Origin of the sequence: Metapseudomonas boanensis, assembly GCF_042232855.1 — a bacterium.
Taxonomy (GTDB): domain Bacteria; phylum Pseudomonadota; class Gammaproteobacteria; order Pseudomonadales; family Pseudomonadaceae; genus Metapseudomonas; species Metapseudomonas boanensis.
Genome location: NZ_CP113889.1, coordinates 2,721,616 through 2,737,500 on the forward strand (window position 1 = coordinate 2,721,616; position 15,885 = coordinate 2,737,500).

A 15,885-nucleotide genomic window follows, 5' to 3' on the forward strand; every position below is an offset into this window, starting at 1 on the left:
GCCGGACTGTCCGCTCTTCTGTTGCTGGCCCTTTGGCTATCTCTCGCCTTGGGGCCGGTCAGTCTGCCCTTGGGAGAGACACTGCGCGCCGCCGTGCATCTGACGGGGCTGCCTGTCGATGGTGAAGGGTTGGAACAGGCTGAGCTGATTCTTGGCCAAATCCGACTGCCACGGGCTTTGCTGGGGCTCGCCATTGGTGTGGTGTTAGCGCTCACCGGCGTGGCGATGCAGGGGTTGTTTCGCAATCCATTGGCCGATCCGAGTCTGGTCGGGGTTTCCAGCGGTGCGGCTCTCGGTGGAGCGTTGGCCATCGTCGGTGGCGCAGCGCTGGGGGGGGTGCCCGAAGCCATCGCAGCCTATCTCTTGTCGGCATGCGCCTTCGCAGGTGGTCTGGGGGTGACCTTGCTGGTCTACCGTCTGGGCAGGCGTGAGGGGCAGACGAGCGTTGCCACGATGCTACTGGCCGGTATTGCGCTAACGGCACTGGCCGGTGCGGTGATCGGTCTTTTCACCTACATGGCTGATGACGCCACTCTGCGCAGCCTGACCTTCTGGAACATGGGTAGTCTGAACAGTGCCAGTTACGCACGGTTATGGCCGCTGCTGCTGGTTACGCTGCTGGTGCTCTGCTGGTTGCCACGCCGGGCCAAAGGGCTCAATGCATTGCTGCTGGGTGAGTCCGAGGCGCGGCATCTGGGCGTTGACGTGGAGCGCCTGAAGCGCGAACTGGTGATCTGCACGGCATTGGGCGTCGGAGTAGCGGTGGCTGCTGCGGGGCTGATCGGCTTCATCGGTCTCGTGGTGCCACATCTGGTGCGCATCGTGACGGGGCCCGACCATCGCATACTGTTGCCGGCCTCGGCGTTAGCGGGGGGCTGTCTCATGCTGCTGGCCGACCTGGTTGCGCGGATGATACTGGCACCGGCAGAGCTGCCGATCGGCATCGTCACGGCGCTGATCGGAGCGCCTTTCTTTCTTTACCTGCTGCTGCGAGGTCGCCACTGATGTTGCGCGTCGAGCGGCTGGAAGTGCGGCGTGGCGCCAGATGCGTGCTATCGGATGTCGATCTGGTCTTGCAGCCTGGGCAAATGCTCGGCGTGCTGGGCCCAAACGGCGCGGGCAAAAGTACCTTGCTGGGCGCATTGTCAGGTGAGCTGAGCGCGTCTGCCGGCTCTGTAAGCTTCGATGGACGATCGGTGCGCGACTGGAGTGGCCCAATGCGGGCGCGCAGATTAGCCGTGTTGCCACAAAGCTCAACGCTGAGTTTCGACTTTTGGGTCGAGGAGGTCGTCAGCTTGGCGCGCTTGCCCCATGAAACGGGCAGTGCTCATGACGCACAGGTGGTAGCGCAAGCCTTGCTAGCAGCAGATGCCAGTCACCTTGCCGGACGCAGTTATCTGGCCCTGTCCGGTGGTGAGCGCCAGCGCGTGCACCTGGCCCGGGTGCTGGCGCAACTCTGGCCGGGCGAGCCTGGGCAGGTGCTGCTGCTGGATGAACCTACCTCCATGCTCGACCCCTTGCACCAGCACACTATCTTGCAGGCGGTGCGCGCCTTTGCTGAGCGGGGCGTGTCTGTGCTGGTGATACTGCATGACCTCAATCTGGCCGCCCGTTACTGCGACCGCCTGATGCTGCTCGCCGCGGGACGACCTTTTGTACAGGGGACACCAGAACAGGTGTTGCGCGCCGAGCCCCTGAAGGCCGTGTTTGGTCTGGAGGTGCTGGTGCAGCGACACCCTGAGCGCGGGCATCCGTTAATAGTCGCGCGCTGAAATGACGCAAGGACAATCAATGAGACTTCTCTTGATCTGCTGCATCGGACTGCTGGCTGCTTGTCAGAGCCTCCCCCCGCTACCGGCCTGGCAGAGCCCTGAAGGCCGCGATCGGCTGGACCTGGGCGTCATCCGCGATCTGCGTAATGGCGAACAGCTTACGCCCCGGCAACTGGTCGGGCGCCTGGCCAGTTCTCCCCGCGTCCTGGTGGGCGAGCAACATGACAATCCCGATCATCACGCCCTTCAACTCTGGTTGCTGCAAGCGCTGGAGGCCCGACGTGCGCAGGGCAGCCTGTTGCTGGAAATGCTCGACCCGGACCAGCAGGTCCGGGTCGACTCCGCTCATAAAGCTTCAGCTGCCGGCCAGGCATCCGCAGACCTCCCACAAGCACTGGCCTGGCAGAAGAACTGGGAATGGACATTTTATGGGCCCATCGTGCGCCATGCACTGGAGCAGCCTTACCCGTTGCTGGCGGCCAGCCTTGATCGGAGCGAGATAAAGCTGATCTATCAGGCGCGGCCAACCTTGCAAGGCCAGGCATCCACTGCGGCGGCGGTACGCGGACCTCTGCTGGAGCAGATTCGCGAATCCCACTGCGGGTTGCTGCCGGAGTCGCAGATACTCGCGATGCTGGCCGTCCAGCAGCAGCGTGACCGGCGCATGGCTGAGCAACTACTGGCGGCCCCGCAACCGGCAATGCTATTCGCGGGTGCCTTTCATGTTCGCCGCGACCTCGGCGTCCCCCTGCACCTGACCGATCTGGGAAGTGGCGAGGGTAATACCGTGCTGATCCTGTCGGAGGTTGGCAAGCCGGTGGACGCTGGCGCAGCGGACTACGTCTGGTACACGGCCGCATTACCTCCTGTCGACCACTGCGCGGGGATTCGCGAGCGTCGTCCTGCGGCGCGTTGATTGGTGAAGGGGAGTCGCCTGGCGCGGCTCCCGAACGACGGGGAAAAAAAGACCCGGCAATGTGCCGGGTCAAAAACCGTGATTAGCCTGATGAGGAGATAATCTGAATAGCCTCACTACTTGGCTTTCCAGCTTACCGACCGATCTCGCGATCAGCTGAGTAAATAATAACGATTATCACTCGCGAGTCAATGCTTGATCGGCAGTTCCTGCAGGTTGCGTTCTGGCGCCAGGTAAAGGAGAACCCGGCATCGGGCTGAGTTCTGGATGGTGCTCAGGAAATAGGCAGTAGCCTGAGTTGGGTGACTTCCTTGTTCAGCAGGTCGATGCGCCGCGCCATGCTTTCGATAAGGCTGTGGGCAATCCGCGGATTGCTCTGCATCAGGCTCAGGAACTGATCCTTCGGAATGACCATTACAGTGCAGGGCTCGCTTGCTTTGACCGTGGCGCTGCGACGTTCGCGGGTAAAGACTGCCATTGCGCCGAAGATTTCATCCTTCTGCACGTCACCCACTTTCTGTCCATCGACGAACGCCTCTGCGTGGCCTTCGATAATGATGAACACATGATCTGCCTCGTCGCCTTGCTGTATGAGCTCATCTCCGCGGGCAAAGTGTTGGAAGCCCGTCGATGGGCGTACGTCCGGTTGTTTCAGACGAGCTATCGCGTCGGAAAGCAGCGCGGTATGCCCCACCAGGTACTGGATGAAGAGCTCCTGTCGTCTCTCGTTCGCATAGATGTGCTTGAACACGCTGCTCCGGCTGTAAGGCCGCAAGCTGATGGGCTCGTCGCTGCAGTATCGGCAGCTAGGGAGTTCAATGCCTTGGCGCAAGCCGAGCAGATCCCCCTCTTGCAGGTAGAAGAGAGGGCGCTCTTCTACCACGGCATGCAGCAGGCCGTTTTCGATCAGGTACAGCTGGCTGGCAGGGAGAACTTGCGCAAGGTCTTCGGCATGCTCCAGGCGAAGCGGTGGCCCCGATGGGTCAAGTCCTTCGAGCAATTGGCCGGGGATGCCTTGCAGGCGGTTGATTAACTGGTCGGCGTAGGCCGGTTGCTCCCCGAGTAGGTACATGACCGTAATTCCTTGAACTGACTGGAGTGCCTGAACGCACGAAGATCCCCGAAACAATAGGGCGCGTCGCTTTTTCCGTAAATCACTCCACTCGGAGGTTGTGAGCTAGCTCTTATTGTGGGAGGCCGGGGTGTCCAACTGATGGTTCAGCTCGGCCTTGTGCCCGGGAGGCAGGTCATTCCAGTGCACGTCCAGCAAGGCGCCTTCAATCGCGTAGAGCAGGACCTTGGATGCTCGGAAGCCTCGGGCCCGCACAGCCTTGTAGGCTCCGACCGCGCCAAGGCGCCGCAGATCAGACAAGTTGTGGATGCCCACCGCATGCAGCCACTGGGCAGATGTCTTGCCAAGGTTTCTCAGGTGTTGCAGTTCGTCGTTCATCGAGCCTCCTTGCGATGGATTGGGCGCGAGAGTGGTCAGCAACTGGTGCCTGAGCCAAGTGTAGCGGTCAATGTGCAATATGGCTTTGTGCTATCGCCAAGCGGCATAAGCAGCCGGCGAGTGGCTGGTAGAAGGGCGGTCGACGGTGCAGCGGGTGCAGAAAGCCAGGTGCCGGATGGCGATGGATACGTTCTCTTGGATGTTCGCTGAGTCCATGCCAGCGCAAGAGATGGCCGCGGCGGAAACTACCGTCGCGGCCGTGAGCAGGAGGCGTTGGTTTCAGAGCCCTGGGAGGTGCTGGCGGATGCGCTCCACCAGATTGTCGAGGCTGGCCTCCTGGTCTGTATCGATGCGCTTGCTTTGTGTCTGCTCGCTGGCGTCAAGCGCTTCACGACTCGCTTGCTGCGCGTGCACGACGTCCATGGTCGCATCCGAAGGGTCTCCACCCAGCGCCTGCCGTTGGGCGATCCAGGAGGCAATGACTGCATCCGGAGCATGGCAGTCGAGAATCAGGAAAGGAGTGCCGGTTTCCTCTGCGACGTCCCTGGCAGCTTCCCGCTGGGCATGCTTGAGAAAAGTCGCGTCGATGACCACTGGGAAGCCGGCGTGCAGGGCGATCTTTGCCAGTTGGTTGAGGCGCGCGTAGGTGGCAGCACTGGCATCGTCGTTATAGATGCCGGACTTCAGCCCTGCCTGCTCGTTCGGTTGATCTCCGAAGAGTCGCTTGCGCTCGACATCTGAGCGCAGACGAATGGCGCCCAAGGCTTCGACCAGGCGCAGGGCCACGTGGCTCTTGCCCGAACCTGATACGCCATGGGTGATGGCCAGGAAGGGGGAGGGGATGGCGCTATAGCTTTCCGCCAGGCCCGCATAGTTGCGATATTGACGGAGCGTCGCAGCCTTCTGCACCGCATCGGCCTGGTGTGCCAGGCTGAACAGGGCGATCTTGGCGCGCACCAGCGCACGATAGGCCTTGTAGAAGTTCAGCAGTTCAAGCCCCTGGTAGTCCCCGGTGTGCTCGAGGTATTCGCTAACCAGTCGGCGCGAGAGGGATTTCAGGCCGCGGTCTTCCAGGTCCATGGCAATGAATGCGATGTCGGCATAGACATCTGTGAAACGGAAGGGCTCGTTGAACTCGATGCAGTCGAACAGAACTACCTGGCCATTGATCAGGGTAGCGTTACCCAGATGGATATCGCCGTGACATTCGCGGATGAAACCATCCTGTTTGCGTTGTGTCAGCAGCGGCTTGAGTCGCTCGAAGCTGGTCTCAGCCCAGGCCTCAAGGGCCTCGAGTTGTTGCAGATCGGCTTTTTCCGTGAGGAATGGGCGGATCTGTTCGAAATTCTGGCGTACCGGCGCCATGACGGCCTCGGGTGTCCCGAGCGGGTGCTCGGCAGCAACCTGGGGGGCAGCCATGTGGAAGCTGGCAATCTGTGCCGCAAGGGCATCGATATGTGCAGGTGTCAGCTCGCCCCTTGCCTGCAGGGCGCTGAGCAGGTTGTCCTGGGGGAACTGGCGCATTTTCAGCACATATTCAATGGCCGGTGCCTCGCCGCCGATCAGGGGCGACTCCTCGCTGCCGGTTACGGGCAGAACTTCGAGATAGAGGTTTTGGGTCAGGCGCTGGTTGAGGCGCAGCTCCTCATCACAGAAGTGCTTGCGCGCATCGAGACGGGTGAAGTCGAGGAAGCCGAAGTCGACCGGCTTCTTGATCTTGTAGGCGAACTCCCCGGTGAGCAGCACCCAGGAGATGTGCGTTTCGATCACCTGGAACCCGGCCACTGGGTGAGGATAGAGGGCCGGGTTCTGCAGGGCGGCTATCAGCTGCTGGCTCACGGTTGATCCTTGTTAATGGCGGTGTCAGAACTCGGCATTATGGCCGTTGTACGCCTGGCTGCAAACCGTCAGAGCTGCCTGTTGGCTGTGGGTAAAGTGCGTATAATGCGCCGCCATGACACGTCCCAGATCCCCCCGCTCTCGCTCTAAACGCCGCTCCGGCGGTTTTCGTCCATGGTTAGGCTGGGCCTTGAAGCTTGGCCTCGTTGGCCTTGTCATCCTGGCCGGATTCGCCATCTACCTTGATGCCGTCGTCCAGGAGAAATTCTCCGGCAAGCGTTGGACCGTGCCGGCGAAGGTGTATGCGCGGCCCTTGGAGTTGTTCGTAGGGCTCAAACTTTCCAAGGATGACTTCCTCAAGGAGTTGGACGCCCTCGGATATCGCCGCGAAAGCCTGTCTAATGGTCCGGGCGCCGCGTCGGTGGCCGGCAGTACCGTGGACCTGAATACCCGAGGCTTCCAGTTCTATGAAGGTGCGGAGCCTGCCCAGAGGGTCCGGGTGCGGTTTTCAGGCGATTACGTGGCCGGACTCACTCAGGCCAACGGCGCCAATCTGGCTGTTGCGCGGTTGGAGCCTCTGCTGATTGGCGGCCTATATCCCGCACACCATGAAGATCGCGTACTGGTCAAATTGGACGAGGTGCCGGCCTACCTGATCGAAACTCTGGTGGCGGTGGAAGATCGTGAATACTTCAACCACTTCGGGGTATCGCCCAAGTCGATTGCACGCGCATTCTGGGTCAATGCCACCGCCGGCGAACTGCGCCAGGGTGGCAGTACGCTGACCCAGCAGCTGGTGAAGAACTTCTACCTGACCAATGAACGCAGCATCTCGCGCAAGGCCACTGAGGCGATGATGGCGGTGTTGCTGGAGCTGCATTACGACAAACGCGAGATTCTCGAGGCGTACCTCAACGAGGTGTTCCTCGGCCAGGATGGCCAGCGCGCCATCCATGGTTTCGGGCTGGCCAGCCAGTACTTTTTCAGTCAGCCGATCTCGGAGCTGAAATTGCATCAGATCGCCATGCTGGTCGGCATGGTCAAGGGACCGTCTTACTACAACCCGCGACGTTTCCCGGAACGGGCACTGGAGCGGCGTAACCTGGTGATCGATATGCTGGCCGAGCAGGGCGTCGTAACCATGGACGAAGCTGCGGCGGCCAAGCAGAAGCCGCTGGGAGTAACTCAGCGTGGCAGCCTTGCAGATAGTTCCTATCCGGCGTTCCTCGACCTGGTCAAGCGCCAGCTGCGTAATGACTACCGGGAAGAAGACCTGACGGATGAAGGCTTGCGAATCTTCACCAGCTTCGACCCCATCCTGCAGTCGAAGGCCGAAACCGCGCTGAACGAGACCCTCAAACGGCTGCAAGGCCGCAAAGGTGTCGATCAGGTCGAGTCGGCAATGGTGGTGAGTAATCCGGAGACCGGCGAAATCCAGGCGCTGATTGGCAGCCGGCAACCCCGTTTTGCTGGCTTCAACCGTGCCGTGGATGCGGTGCGCCCGATTGGCTCGTTGATCAAACCCGCTGTTTATCTGACGGCACTGGAGCGGCCTAGCCAATACACCTTGACCAGTTGGGTGTCTGACGAGCCATTCTCGGTAAAAGGCCAGGACGGCCAGGTATGGCGTCCGCAGAACTACGATCGACGCGCCCACGGCACGATCTACCTCTATCAGGGGCTGGCGAACTCTTACAACTTGTCGACTGCCAAACTCGGCCTGGAACTGGGCGTTCCGAATGTGCTCAAAACTCTTGAAAGGTTGGGTGTTTCCCGGGAGTGGCCAGCTTATCCCTCAATGCTCTTGGGGGCCGGCGCGCTAAGTCCGATGGAGGTCGCAACCATGTACCAGACCTTGGCAAATGGCGGTTTCAATACCCCACTGCGGGCGATTCGCAGTGTGCTGACTGCAGAAGGGGAGCCTCTCAAGCGTTATCCCTTCCAGATTCAGCAGCGCTTCGATCCGGGCGCTATCTATCTGGTGCAGAACGCCATGCAACGCGTAATGCGCGAAGGTACTGCGCGCTCGGTTTACAGCCAGTTACCGTCTTCGTTGACGCTGGCTGGCAAGACCGGAACCACCAACGACTCCCGCGACAGTTGGTTCGCGGGCTTCAGTCAGGATTTGCTGGCTGTTGTATGGCTGGGGCGTGATGACAATGGCAAGACGCCTCTGACCGGCGCTACTGGGGCATTGCAGGTGTGGACCAGTTTCATGCGCAAGGCCGATCCGCTGCCCCTGGATATGCCGATGCCGGAAAATGTCGTTCAGGCCTGGATTGACCCGCACAGTGGCCAGGGGTCCGACCCCAGTTGTCCGGGGGCGGTACAGATACCCTACATTCGCGGCAGCGAGCCTGTGGCAGGCGCTCCGTGTGGATTGGGCGCGCCCGTGGACTCAGTGATGGACTGGGTCCGCGGTTGGATGCAATAGCAGAGAGGAATCGAAGTGAGTAAAGCCTGGATACCTGCCCTTGCGGCGATGGCCTTGTTGGCTGGCTGCGCAACCCCGCAGCGTGGCGCTATCCCTGTCGTTGACTCCGGGGCTCCGCTCTCTGAGCTGGAGCACGGGGCGGCTGGGGGCGGCCGTTACAACCCGGCACCTGCTGCTTCGCAGAGTGTGCCTCAGGACTCCGGCGTCGTGGTCATGGTTCCTGGCGCGAGCGGAGGTGTTGCTCAAGGTGTGCCAGCTCCCAGTGCGCCTATTAGCGGCAGCATTACCAGCGGTGGTATCACCCCTGGGCCAATTACGAATGGGCCCATCTCGAACGGGACTGTGTTCCCGAACTCGGTGCCTGCCGGAAGCTACAGTGTGCCGACACCCATCTCGCCGAGCGGGATTCCTGGCAGCAGCGGCCTATCGGCTGACGAGCAGCTCGACGGCCCCGTATTGGCGCTCCTGACCACGGCGCAGCAGCAGCAGGGTGGTGGTGACCTCAACGGAGCCGCGGCAAGTCTCGAGCGCGCCCAGCGAATTGCCCCGCGTGAACCGCAAGTGCTGTATCGTTTGGCGCAGGTTCGTCTGGCCCAGGGGGATGCCCCGCAGGCAGAGCAGTTCGCCCGTCGCGCCTTGACCTATGCCAACGGCCGTCCAGCCATGCAGGCCAGCCTGTGGGAGCTCATCGCCCGCGCCCGGGAGAGTCAAGGTGATACGGCAGGCGCTGCCCTTGCACGTAGCAAGGCAAAGGTCAATCTCTGATGGACCCGCGCTGCGTCGATCTGGCAGAGCAACTGCTGCTTGTCGAGTGCGAGTTGCGTAAGCTCGGCTACTGGTCCGAATTGCCGCCCAGCCCGGATGCATTGGCTAGTCAGGCTCCGTTCTGCGTCGACACCTTGGCTTTCGAGCAGTGGTTGCAGTGGATTTTCCTGCCGCGGATGAAGGTCATCGTCGAAAATGACCTTGATCTGCCGCAGGCATCAGGAATCAGGCCAATGGCGGAAGTTGCCTACCGCGAGCGGCTGGTCGAAGTGCATGGCTTGCTCAATGTGCTGGGAGAGTTTGATCGCCTGATCGGCAGCGCAACCTGAGTTGGCGCGCCGGCTTAATCAATTGCAGTTCTCGGCAATCGCTTTTTCGGTTTCCCGGATCCGCGCTTGGCGCTCGTCTTCGGTGATGCGGCGGACTTCACCGTCCACCTCGGTGCGCAGGCGAGGGTTGTTCTGCAGTTGGGCCAGGTTCGTACGCACTGTCTCGCAGTATTTGCGGCGCTCAGCCTCCTGGCTCGCGACTTCTGCCCTCACTTTCTCGTTGATGGCCTTCTGATCCCCTTGAGGCTTCGCTTCGGGAGTTGGGGCTTGAGGTGCAGGAGTCGGTCGTGGCGTGGGGTTCTCGAACGTCGGCCGGTTGGCGTCAGGCTTGGGTGCTGATGTACTTACGCTTGCGGCAGCCTGGCCTTCCGGTGGCTGCGAGCCGAAGTGCGTAATGCCTTGTGCATCGACCCACTTGTAGACTTGGCCGGCGATGACCGAGGTGCTCAAAGCCAACAGCAAGCTGCCGGCGATAATCATGCGATGCATGCAGTGTCCTTCTGTGCGCTTCGAAACCTGTCAAACACTATAACCAAAAGCCAGCGACCGTGATTCTGCTTCGCGTCACAGCAATCCATTCAAGATTCCGCAACGGATTACTTGACTTGTGCTGTGCTAATCCGAAGAATCCAGGGTTCGCTGTTGTAGTGGGCCGGCCGCAAGTCGGAAGCTGCAGCAGACGATGAGGTGCACACCCGCGCCGACCTGTTATCCCCGCAACGCGTTACCTCGCGCTGGGTGGGAAAGCCCCGCAACAACTCTCAGGGGCCGACCCAATGCTTGCTCAGTCAGTAGCTGACGTAGTCGGCGACCACCAGTCGCTCACGCTCTGCTTGCAAGCAAACCTATTCAGGCCGTCCGGTCGCGGGCGGTTTTCTGGCGTTCTAGAGGTGAAAAACGTGGAGCTTTTATCTGGCGCTGAAATGGTCGTCCGCTCGTTGCGTGACGAAGGCGTTAAGTACATTTACGGGTACCCGGGTGGTGCCCTCCTGCATATCTACGATGCCCTGTTCAAGGAAAACGACGTCACGCACATCCTGGTCCGTCATGAGCAGGCTGCTACCCACATGGCTGACGGCTATGCCCGTGCTACCGGAAAACCCGGGGTGGTGCTGGTAACGTCTGGCCCCGGTGCGACCAATGCCATCACCGGCATCGCCACCGCCTACATGGACTCCATCCCGATGGTGATCCTGTCCGGCCAGGTCCCGAGCAACATGGTCGGTACCGACGCCTTCCAGGAGACCGACATGGTCGGTATCTCGCGTCCGATCGTGAAGCACAGCTTCATCATCAAGCATCCCTCGGAAATCCCTGAGGTGATCAAGAAGGCTTTCTACCTGGCTCAGTCCGGTCGTCCCGGCCCTGTTGTGGTCGACATTCCGAAGGACATGGGCGATCCGACCCAGAAGTTCGAATACAGCTATCCGAAGAAGGTCAAGCTGCGCTCCTACAGTCCTGCTGTACGCGGTCACTCCGGCCAGATTCGCAAGGCTGCCGAGATGCTTCTCGCGGCCAAGCGTCCTATCCTCTATGCCGGTGGTGGCGTGATCATGGGCGGAGCTTCGGAGCAACTGACCGAACTGGCCAAGATGTTGAATCTGCCGGTCACCAATACCCTGATGGGGCTTGGCGCCTATCCGGGAACAGACCGCCAGTTCGTCGGCATGCTCGGTATGCACGGCAGCTACACCGCCAACCTCGCGATGCACCATGCAGACGTGATTCTGGCCGTTGGCGCGCGCTTCGACGACCGCGTCATCAATGGCGCGGCCAAGTTCTGCCCGAACGCCAAGATCATCCACATCGATATCGATCCGGCCTCGATCTCCAAGACCATCAAGGCGGATATCCCGATCGTCGGTCCGGTTGATAGCGTGCTGTCCGAGATGGTCGCCATCCTCAAGGAAATCGGTGAGGCGCCCAGCAAGGAAAACGTTGCCAGTTGGTGGAAGCAGATCGAAGAGTGGCGCGGCGGTCGTGGCCTGTTCCCCTATGACAAGGGGGACGGTGTAATTATCAAGCCACAGACGGTGATAGAGACTCTCTGGGAAGTGACCAAGGGCGACGCCTACATCACCTCCGATGTCGGTCAACACCAGATGTTCGCTGCGCAGTACTACCGCTTTGATAAGCCGAATCGCTGGATCAACTCCGGTGGCCTCGGCACGATGGGCTTTGGCTTCCCGGCTGCCATGGGTATCAAGCTGAGCTTCCCCGAGTCCGATGTGGCCTGTGTCACGGGTGAGGGCAGCATCCAGATGAATATCCAGGAGCTGTCGACCTGCCTGCAGTACGACCTGCCGGTGAAGATTGTCAACCTGAACAACGGCGCTCTGGGCATGGTTCGCCAATGGCAGGACATGCAATACAACAGCCGCTACTCGCATTCCTACATGGAGTCGCTGCCGGACTTCGTCAAGCTGGCCGAAGCCTATGGCCATGTCGGCATCCGCGTCACTGATCCGAAAGATCTGAAGTCGAAGATGGAGGAGGCGTTCGCCCTCAAGAATCGCCTGGTGTTCCTTGATATCCAGGTGGATTCCAGTGAGCACGTCTACCCGATGCAGATCAGAGATGGTGCCATGCGTGACATGTGGCTGAGCAAGACGGAGCGGACCTGAACATGCGACACATCATCTCCCTGCTGCTGGAAAACGAGCCTGGTGCGTTGTCTCGCGTCGTAGGTCTCTTCTCTCAGCGCAACTACAACATCGAAAGCCTGACCGTGGCGCCAACCGAAGACCCGACGCTGTCGCGCCTGACGTTGACCACAGTTGGTCACGATGAGGTGATCGAGCAGATCACCAAGAACCTCAACAAGCTGATCGAAGTGGTCAAATTGGTGAACCTGTCGGAAAGTGCCCACATCGAGCGCGAGCTGATGCTGGTCAAGGTCAAGGCCACCGGCGCCCAGCGCGCCGAGGTCAAGCGCACCACCGACATTTTCCGTGGCCAGATCGTCGACGTGACCAGCAGCGTCTACACGATCCAGCTGGCAGGTACCAGCGACAAGCTGGACAGCTTCATCCAGGCCATCGGCACCAGCTCGATACTGGAAACCGTACGCAGTGGCGTCACCGGTATTGCCCGTGGCGACAAAGTGCTGACCATCTGAATACTGAGATAAGGCCGAGAGGCCCGGTAAATAGGGGAATTTCCATGAAAGTGTATTACGACAAAGACTGCGACCTCTCGATCATCCAAGGCAAGAAAGTAGCCATCATCGGCTATGGCTCCCAGGGCCATGCCCACGCCTGCAACTTGAAAGACTCCGGCGTTGACGTCACTGTCGGCCTGCGCCCAGGTTCCGCCACTGTTGCCAAGGCCCAGGCCCATGGCCTGACCGTCAAGAGCGTTCCGGAAGCTGTTGCCGCAGCTGATCTGGTCATGATCCTGACTCCGGACGAGTTCCAGTCCAAGCTGTACAAGGAAGAAGTCGAGCCGAACCTGAAGAAGGGCGCGACCCTGGCTTTCGCTCACGGCTTTGCCATCCACTATAATCAGGTCGTACCGCGCGCTGACCTCGACGTGATCATGATCGCGCCGAAAGCCCCGGGCCACACCGTACGCTCCGAGTTCGTCAAGGGCGGCGGCATTCCTGATCTGGTTGCGGTTTACCAGGACGCTTCCGGAAATGCCAAGAACGTCGCTCTGTCCTACGCCTGCGGCGTGGGTGGCGGTCGTACCGGCATCATCGAAACCACCTTCAAGGACGAGACCGAGACCGACCTGTTCGGCGAGCAGGCTGTTCTGTGCGGTGGTTGCGTCGAGCTGGTCAAGGCTGGTTTCGAGACTCTGGTTGAAGCCGGTTACGCGCCGGAAATGGCCTACTTCGAGTGCCTGCACGAGCTGAAGCTGATCGTCGACCTGATGTACGAAGGCGGCATCGCTAACATGAACTACTCGATCTCGAATAACGCCGAGTACGGTGAGTACGTCACTGGTCCGGAAGTTATCAACGCCGAATCGCGCCAGGCCATGCGCAATGCTCTTAAGCGCATCCAGGACGGCGAATACGCCAAGATGTTCATCCAGGAAGGCGCTTCGAACTACGCTTCGATGACTGCTTACCGCCGCAACAACGCTGCTCACCCGATCGAGCAGGTTGGTGAGCGTCTGCGCGCAATGATGCCGTGGATCTCGGCCAACAAGATCGTCGACAAGACCAAGAACTAAGGTCTGAGCGACGGGAAAGAACGCGGCCAAGGCCGCGTTCTTTCGTTATGGGACCAGTGTTCTGGTATAAAACCACTTCGCCGGGTGGCGCTTCATCGTCGAAGTGGCCATTCTCGACTACCTCATTCCGTACGCGTTGCAAGGATGTTGTTCATGAGTGAACGTCCCGAAGAGCCGAATCAACCTGCCGATAACGACAGCCTGCTTCCCATCGACGAGCATGTCGAAGAGGGGCAAGACGCCGAAGGGCGCAAGGTGCGGCATCGTGGTATCTACCTGCTGCCCAACCTGTTCACCACCGCCAACTTGTTCGCTGGTTTCTATGCCATCGTCAACGCCATGAGCGGCAACTTCTCAGTGGCGGCCGCCACCATCTTCGTCGCCATGGTGCTGGACAGCCTCGATGGCCGTGTAGCCCGTCTCACCAACACCCAGAGTGCCTTCGGAGCCGAGTACGATTCGCTCTCGGACATGGTCGCCTTCGGTGTGGCACCCGCGCTTCTGGCCTTCGAGTGGGCGCTGAGTGGCCTGGGTAGCGTCGGCCTGACCGTTGCCTTCATCTACGTTGCTGGTGCGGCCCTGCGGCTGGCGCGTTTCAATACCCAGATCGGCAAGGTAGACAAGCGTTACTTCATTGGCCTTGCCAGCCCCGCAGCGGCGGGCGTAGTGGCGGGTACCGTCTGGGCCTTCAGCGATTTCGGTATCAAGGGCTCGAACATGTCGTTCATCGTCGCCCTGTTGGTGGCGCTGGCCGGCATGCTGATGGTGAGCAATATCAAGTTCTACAGCTTCAAGGACCTGGACCTGAAGGGGCGCGTGCCTTTCGTGGCCATCCTCATTGTGGTGCTGGCCTTTGCCGTCGTCTTCAGTGACCCGCCGCGCATCCTCCTGCTGATCTTCCTGGCTTACGCTGCATCCGGCCCAGTGCAATACTTGCTCCAGCTGCGCCGCCGCAAACAGGTCGAGTGATGTAATTTCCCAGTGGCTCTGCAGTCTACTGGGCATGTCTGCCCACTGTTGCGGAGCCACCATGCTGATCCATACCCCTCCTTCTTCTGCTTGCCGTGAGCATGAAGTCACGTCTGAAGCGGTCTACCTTTCCCGTCGCCGGTTGCTGGCCGCTGCGGGAGGTCTCGTGGCCACGGTAGCCTTGCCTGGGCATGCGCAGGCTGGTTCGACCTATTCTGATGTCGTACCCGCTCAGCTGCCTGCCTGGTTTTCCGAGAAGATCTCTGCAGCGCGCTGGCAGGCCGTGACGCCGGGTAATGAGTCGGTCACGCCTTTCAAGGACGCGACCCATTACAACAATTTCTACGAGTTCGGCACCAACAAAGGCGATCCGGCGCGTTACGCGGAGAAGATGCGCATCGAGCCCTGGGCCGTGCGTATCGAAGGGGAAGTCGCCAGGCCGGGCATTTACTCGGTGGAAGACCTGGCCAAACCTCATGGCCTTGAGGAGCGTATCTATCGCCTGCGTTGCGTCGAGGCCTGGTCCATGGTCATTCCCTGGCTGGGCTTTCCGCTGGCTGATCTGCTTAGGCGGGTAGAGCCGACCAGCAAGGCGAAATACGTCAGCTTCGAGACTCGGCTCGCACCGGACGAAATGGCGGGCGTGCGCTCGGGCTTTTCCTTGATCGACTGGCCCTATGTGGAAGGCTTGCGACTGGATGAAGCCATGCACCCACTGACCATCCTCGCTGTGGGCATGTACGGTCGCGTCCTGCCGCACCAGAATGGCGCTCCGCTGCGCTTGGTGGTGCCCTGGAAGTATGGCTTCAAGAGCATAAAGTCCATTGTGCGAATCAGTCTGGTCAGTGAGCAGCCGCGCACTACGTGGGAATCCATAGCGCCAGAGGAGTATGGCTTCTATTCAAACGTCAATCCCGAGGTGGATCATCCTCGCTGGAGCCAGGCACACGAACGGCGCCTTCCCAGCGGGCTATTCAGCCCGAACATCGTGCCGACACGCATGTTCAATGGCTATGATGAAGTGGCCAGTCTCTACACGGGGCTGGATCTGAGGAAGTACTACTGATGCGTTTCAGACCCTGGCGACTTTTCGTTTTCCTGTTGGCGCTGGTGCCTGTCTGCCTGTGGTTGTACCAAGCCTGGATATTTGCGCTTGGGCCGGACCCGGGAAAGGTGCTAGTCGACAGGTTGGGCCTGGCGGCACTGTGGTTTCTGCTGATCACCCTTGCTAT

16 protein-coding genes (1 of these 16 only partly in view) are annotated in these 15,885 nt (G+C 60.3%); 12 read left to right on the forward strand and 4 right to left on the reverse strand.

Annotation, left to right across the window (positions count from 1 at the left end; translation table 11 throughout):
* Positions 1-21 precede the first annotated feature (21 nt).
* From OXH74_RS12535 to OXH74_RS12545, 3 genes are read left to right on the forward strand one after another with little or no spacing between them, the layout of a single operon-like run.
* Positions 22-1,005 carry a FecCD family ABC transporter permease gene (locus OXH74_RS12535; protein WP_375741606.1) on the forward strand — a complete coding sequence of 328 codons (984 nt, stop codon included), beginning with the start codon at positions 22-24 and terminating at the stop codon, positions 1,003-1,005.
* A complete protein-coding gene (locus tag OXH74_RS12540) occupies positions 1,005-1,772 on the forward strand; it encodes a heme ABC transporter ATP-binding protein (RefSeq protein WP_375741455.1) in 768 nt (255 codons plus the stop codon). Before OXH74_RS12535 ends, OXH74_RS12540 begins: the two co-directional genes overlap by 1 nt.
* A gap of 19 nt (positions 1,773-1,791) precedes the next feature.
* Entirely contained in the window at positions 1,792-2,688 is an 897-nt protein-coding gene (locus OXH74_RS12545; protein WP_375741456.1) for a ChaN family lipoprotein, read from the forward strand.
* A gap of 274 nt (positions 2,689-2,962) precedes the next feature.
* On the opposite strand, the gene OXH74_RS12550 is transcribed toward OXH74_RS12545, so the two are convergent.
* The 3 genes from OXH74_RS12550 to OXH74_RS12560 all read right to left on the reverse strand — a co-directional run bounded on the left by OXH74_RS12550 (position 2,963) and on the right by OXH74_RS12560 (position 5,977).
* Entirely contained in the window at positions 2,963-3,760 is a 798-nt protein-coding gene (locus tag OXH74_RS12550) for a Crp/Fnr family transcriptional regulator (RefSeq protein ID WP_375741457.1), read from the reverse strand.
* Positions 3,761-3,865: 105 nt separating this feature from the next.
* Positions 3,866-4,138: a TfoX/Sxy family protein gene (locus OXH74_RS12555; protein WP_375741458.1), complete on the reverse strand. Its 273-nt coding sequence runs from the start codon at positions 4,136-4,138 to the stop codon at positions 3,866-3,868.
* A 279-nt stretch (positions 4,139-4,417) separates the two neighbouring features.
* Positions 4,418-5,977: an AAA family ATPase gene (locus tag OXH74_RS12560; RefSeq protein WP_375741459.1), complete on the reverse strand. Its 1,560-nt coding sequence runs from the start codon at positions 5,975-5,977 to the stop codon at positions 4,418-4,420.
* Between the two features lie 115 nt (positions 5,978-6,092).
* On the opposite strand from OXH74_RS12560, the gene mrcB reads away from it, so the two are divergent.
* From mrcB to OXH74_RS12575, 3 genes are read left to right on the forward strand one after another with little or no spacing between them, the layout of a single operon-like run.
* Complete coding sequence (mrcB, locus tag OXH74_RS12565) at positions 6,093-8,411, forward strand: penicillin-binding protein 1B (protein ID WP_375741460.1); 2,319 nt, start codon at positions 6,093-6,095, stop codon at positions 8,409-8,411.
* 15 nt (positions 8,412-8,426) lie between these two features.
* Positions 8,427-9,176: a tetratricopeptide repeat protein gene (locus tag OXH74_RS12570; RefSeq protein WP_375741461.1), complete on the forward strand. Its 750-nt coding sequence runs from the start codon at positions 8,427-8,429 to the stop codon at positions 9,174-9,176.
* Complete coding sequence (locus tag OXH74_RS12575; RefSeq protein WP_375741462.1) at positions 9,176-9,505, forward strand: YqcC family protein; 330 nt, start codon at positions 9,176-9,178, stop codon at positions 9,503-9,505. The genes OXH74_RS12570 and OXH74_RS12575 overlap by 1 nt, the downstream gene beginning before the upstream one ends.
* 18 nt (positions 9,506-9,523) lie before the next feature.
* Here the strand turns inward: OXH74_RS12575 and OXH74_RS12580 are convergent, their stop codons facing one another.
* Positions 9,524-9,994, reverse strand: coding sequence for a DUF4124 domain-containing protein (locus OXH74_RS12580; RefSeq protein WP_215381469.1), 471 nt, complete (start codon positions 9,992-9,994; stop codon positions 9,524-9,526).
* A 410-nt stretch (positions 9,995-10,404) separates the two neighbouring features.
* Between OXH74_RS12580 and OXH74_RS12585 the strand changes: the two genes are divergently transcribed.
* The 6 genes from OXH74_RS12585 to msrQ form a co-directional block, all read left to right on the forward strand.
* Positions 10,405-12,129, forward strand: coding sequence for an acetolactate synthase 3 large subunit (locus tag OXH74_RS12585; RefSeq protein WP_375741463.1), 1,725 nt, complete (start codon positions 10,405-10,407; stop codon positions 12,127-12,129).
* Between the two features lie 2 nt (positions 12,130-12,131).
* Positions 12,132-12,623, forward strand: a complete 492-nt coding sequence (gene ilvN / locus OXH74_RS12590) for an acetolactate synthase small subunit (protein ID WP_215381473.1) — start codon at positions 12,132-12,134, stop codon at positions 12,621-12,623.
* Between the two features lie 44 nt (positions 12,624-12,667).
* Entirely contained in the window at positions 12,668-13,684 is a 1,017-nt protein-coding gene (ilvC, locus tag OXH74_RS12595; RefSeq protein ID WP_044874116.1) for a ketol-acid reductoisomerase, read from the forward strand.
* Between the two features lie 153 nt (positions 13,685-13,837).
* A complete protein-coding gene (gene pssA / locus OXH74_RS12600; protein ID WP_215381477.1) occupies positions 13,838-14,653 on the forward strand; it encodes a CDP-diacylglycerol--serine O-phosphatidyltransferase in 816 nt (271 codons plus the stop codon).
* 61 nt (positions 14,654-14,714) lie between these two features.
* Positions 14,715-15,719, forward strand: a complete 1,005-nt coding sequence (gene msrP, locus OXH74_RS12605; RefSeq protein WP_375741464.1) for a protein-methionine-sulfoxide reductase catalytic subunit MsrP — start codon at positions 14,715-14,717, stop codon at positions 15,717-15,719.
* A protein-coding gene (msrQ, locus tag OXH74_RS12610; protein WP_375741465.1) for a protein-methionine-sulfoxide reductase heme-binding subunit MsrQ crosses the window boundary here: on the forward strand, positions 15,719-15,885 show its 5' end (the start). The gene runs 460 nt beyond the window's last position; only the first 167 of its 627 coding nucleotides appear in the window; the start codon lies at positions 15,719-15,721; the stop codon falls past the right edge of the window. Before msrP ends, msrQ begins: the two co-directional genes overlap by 1 nt.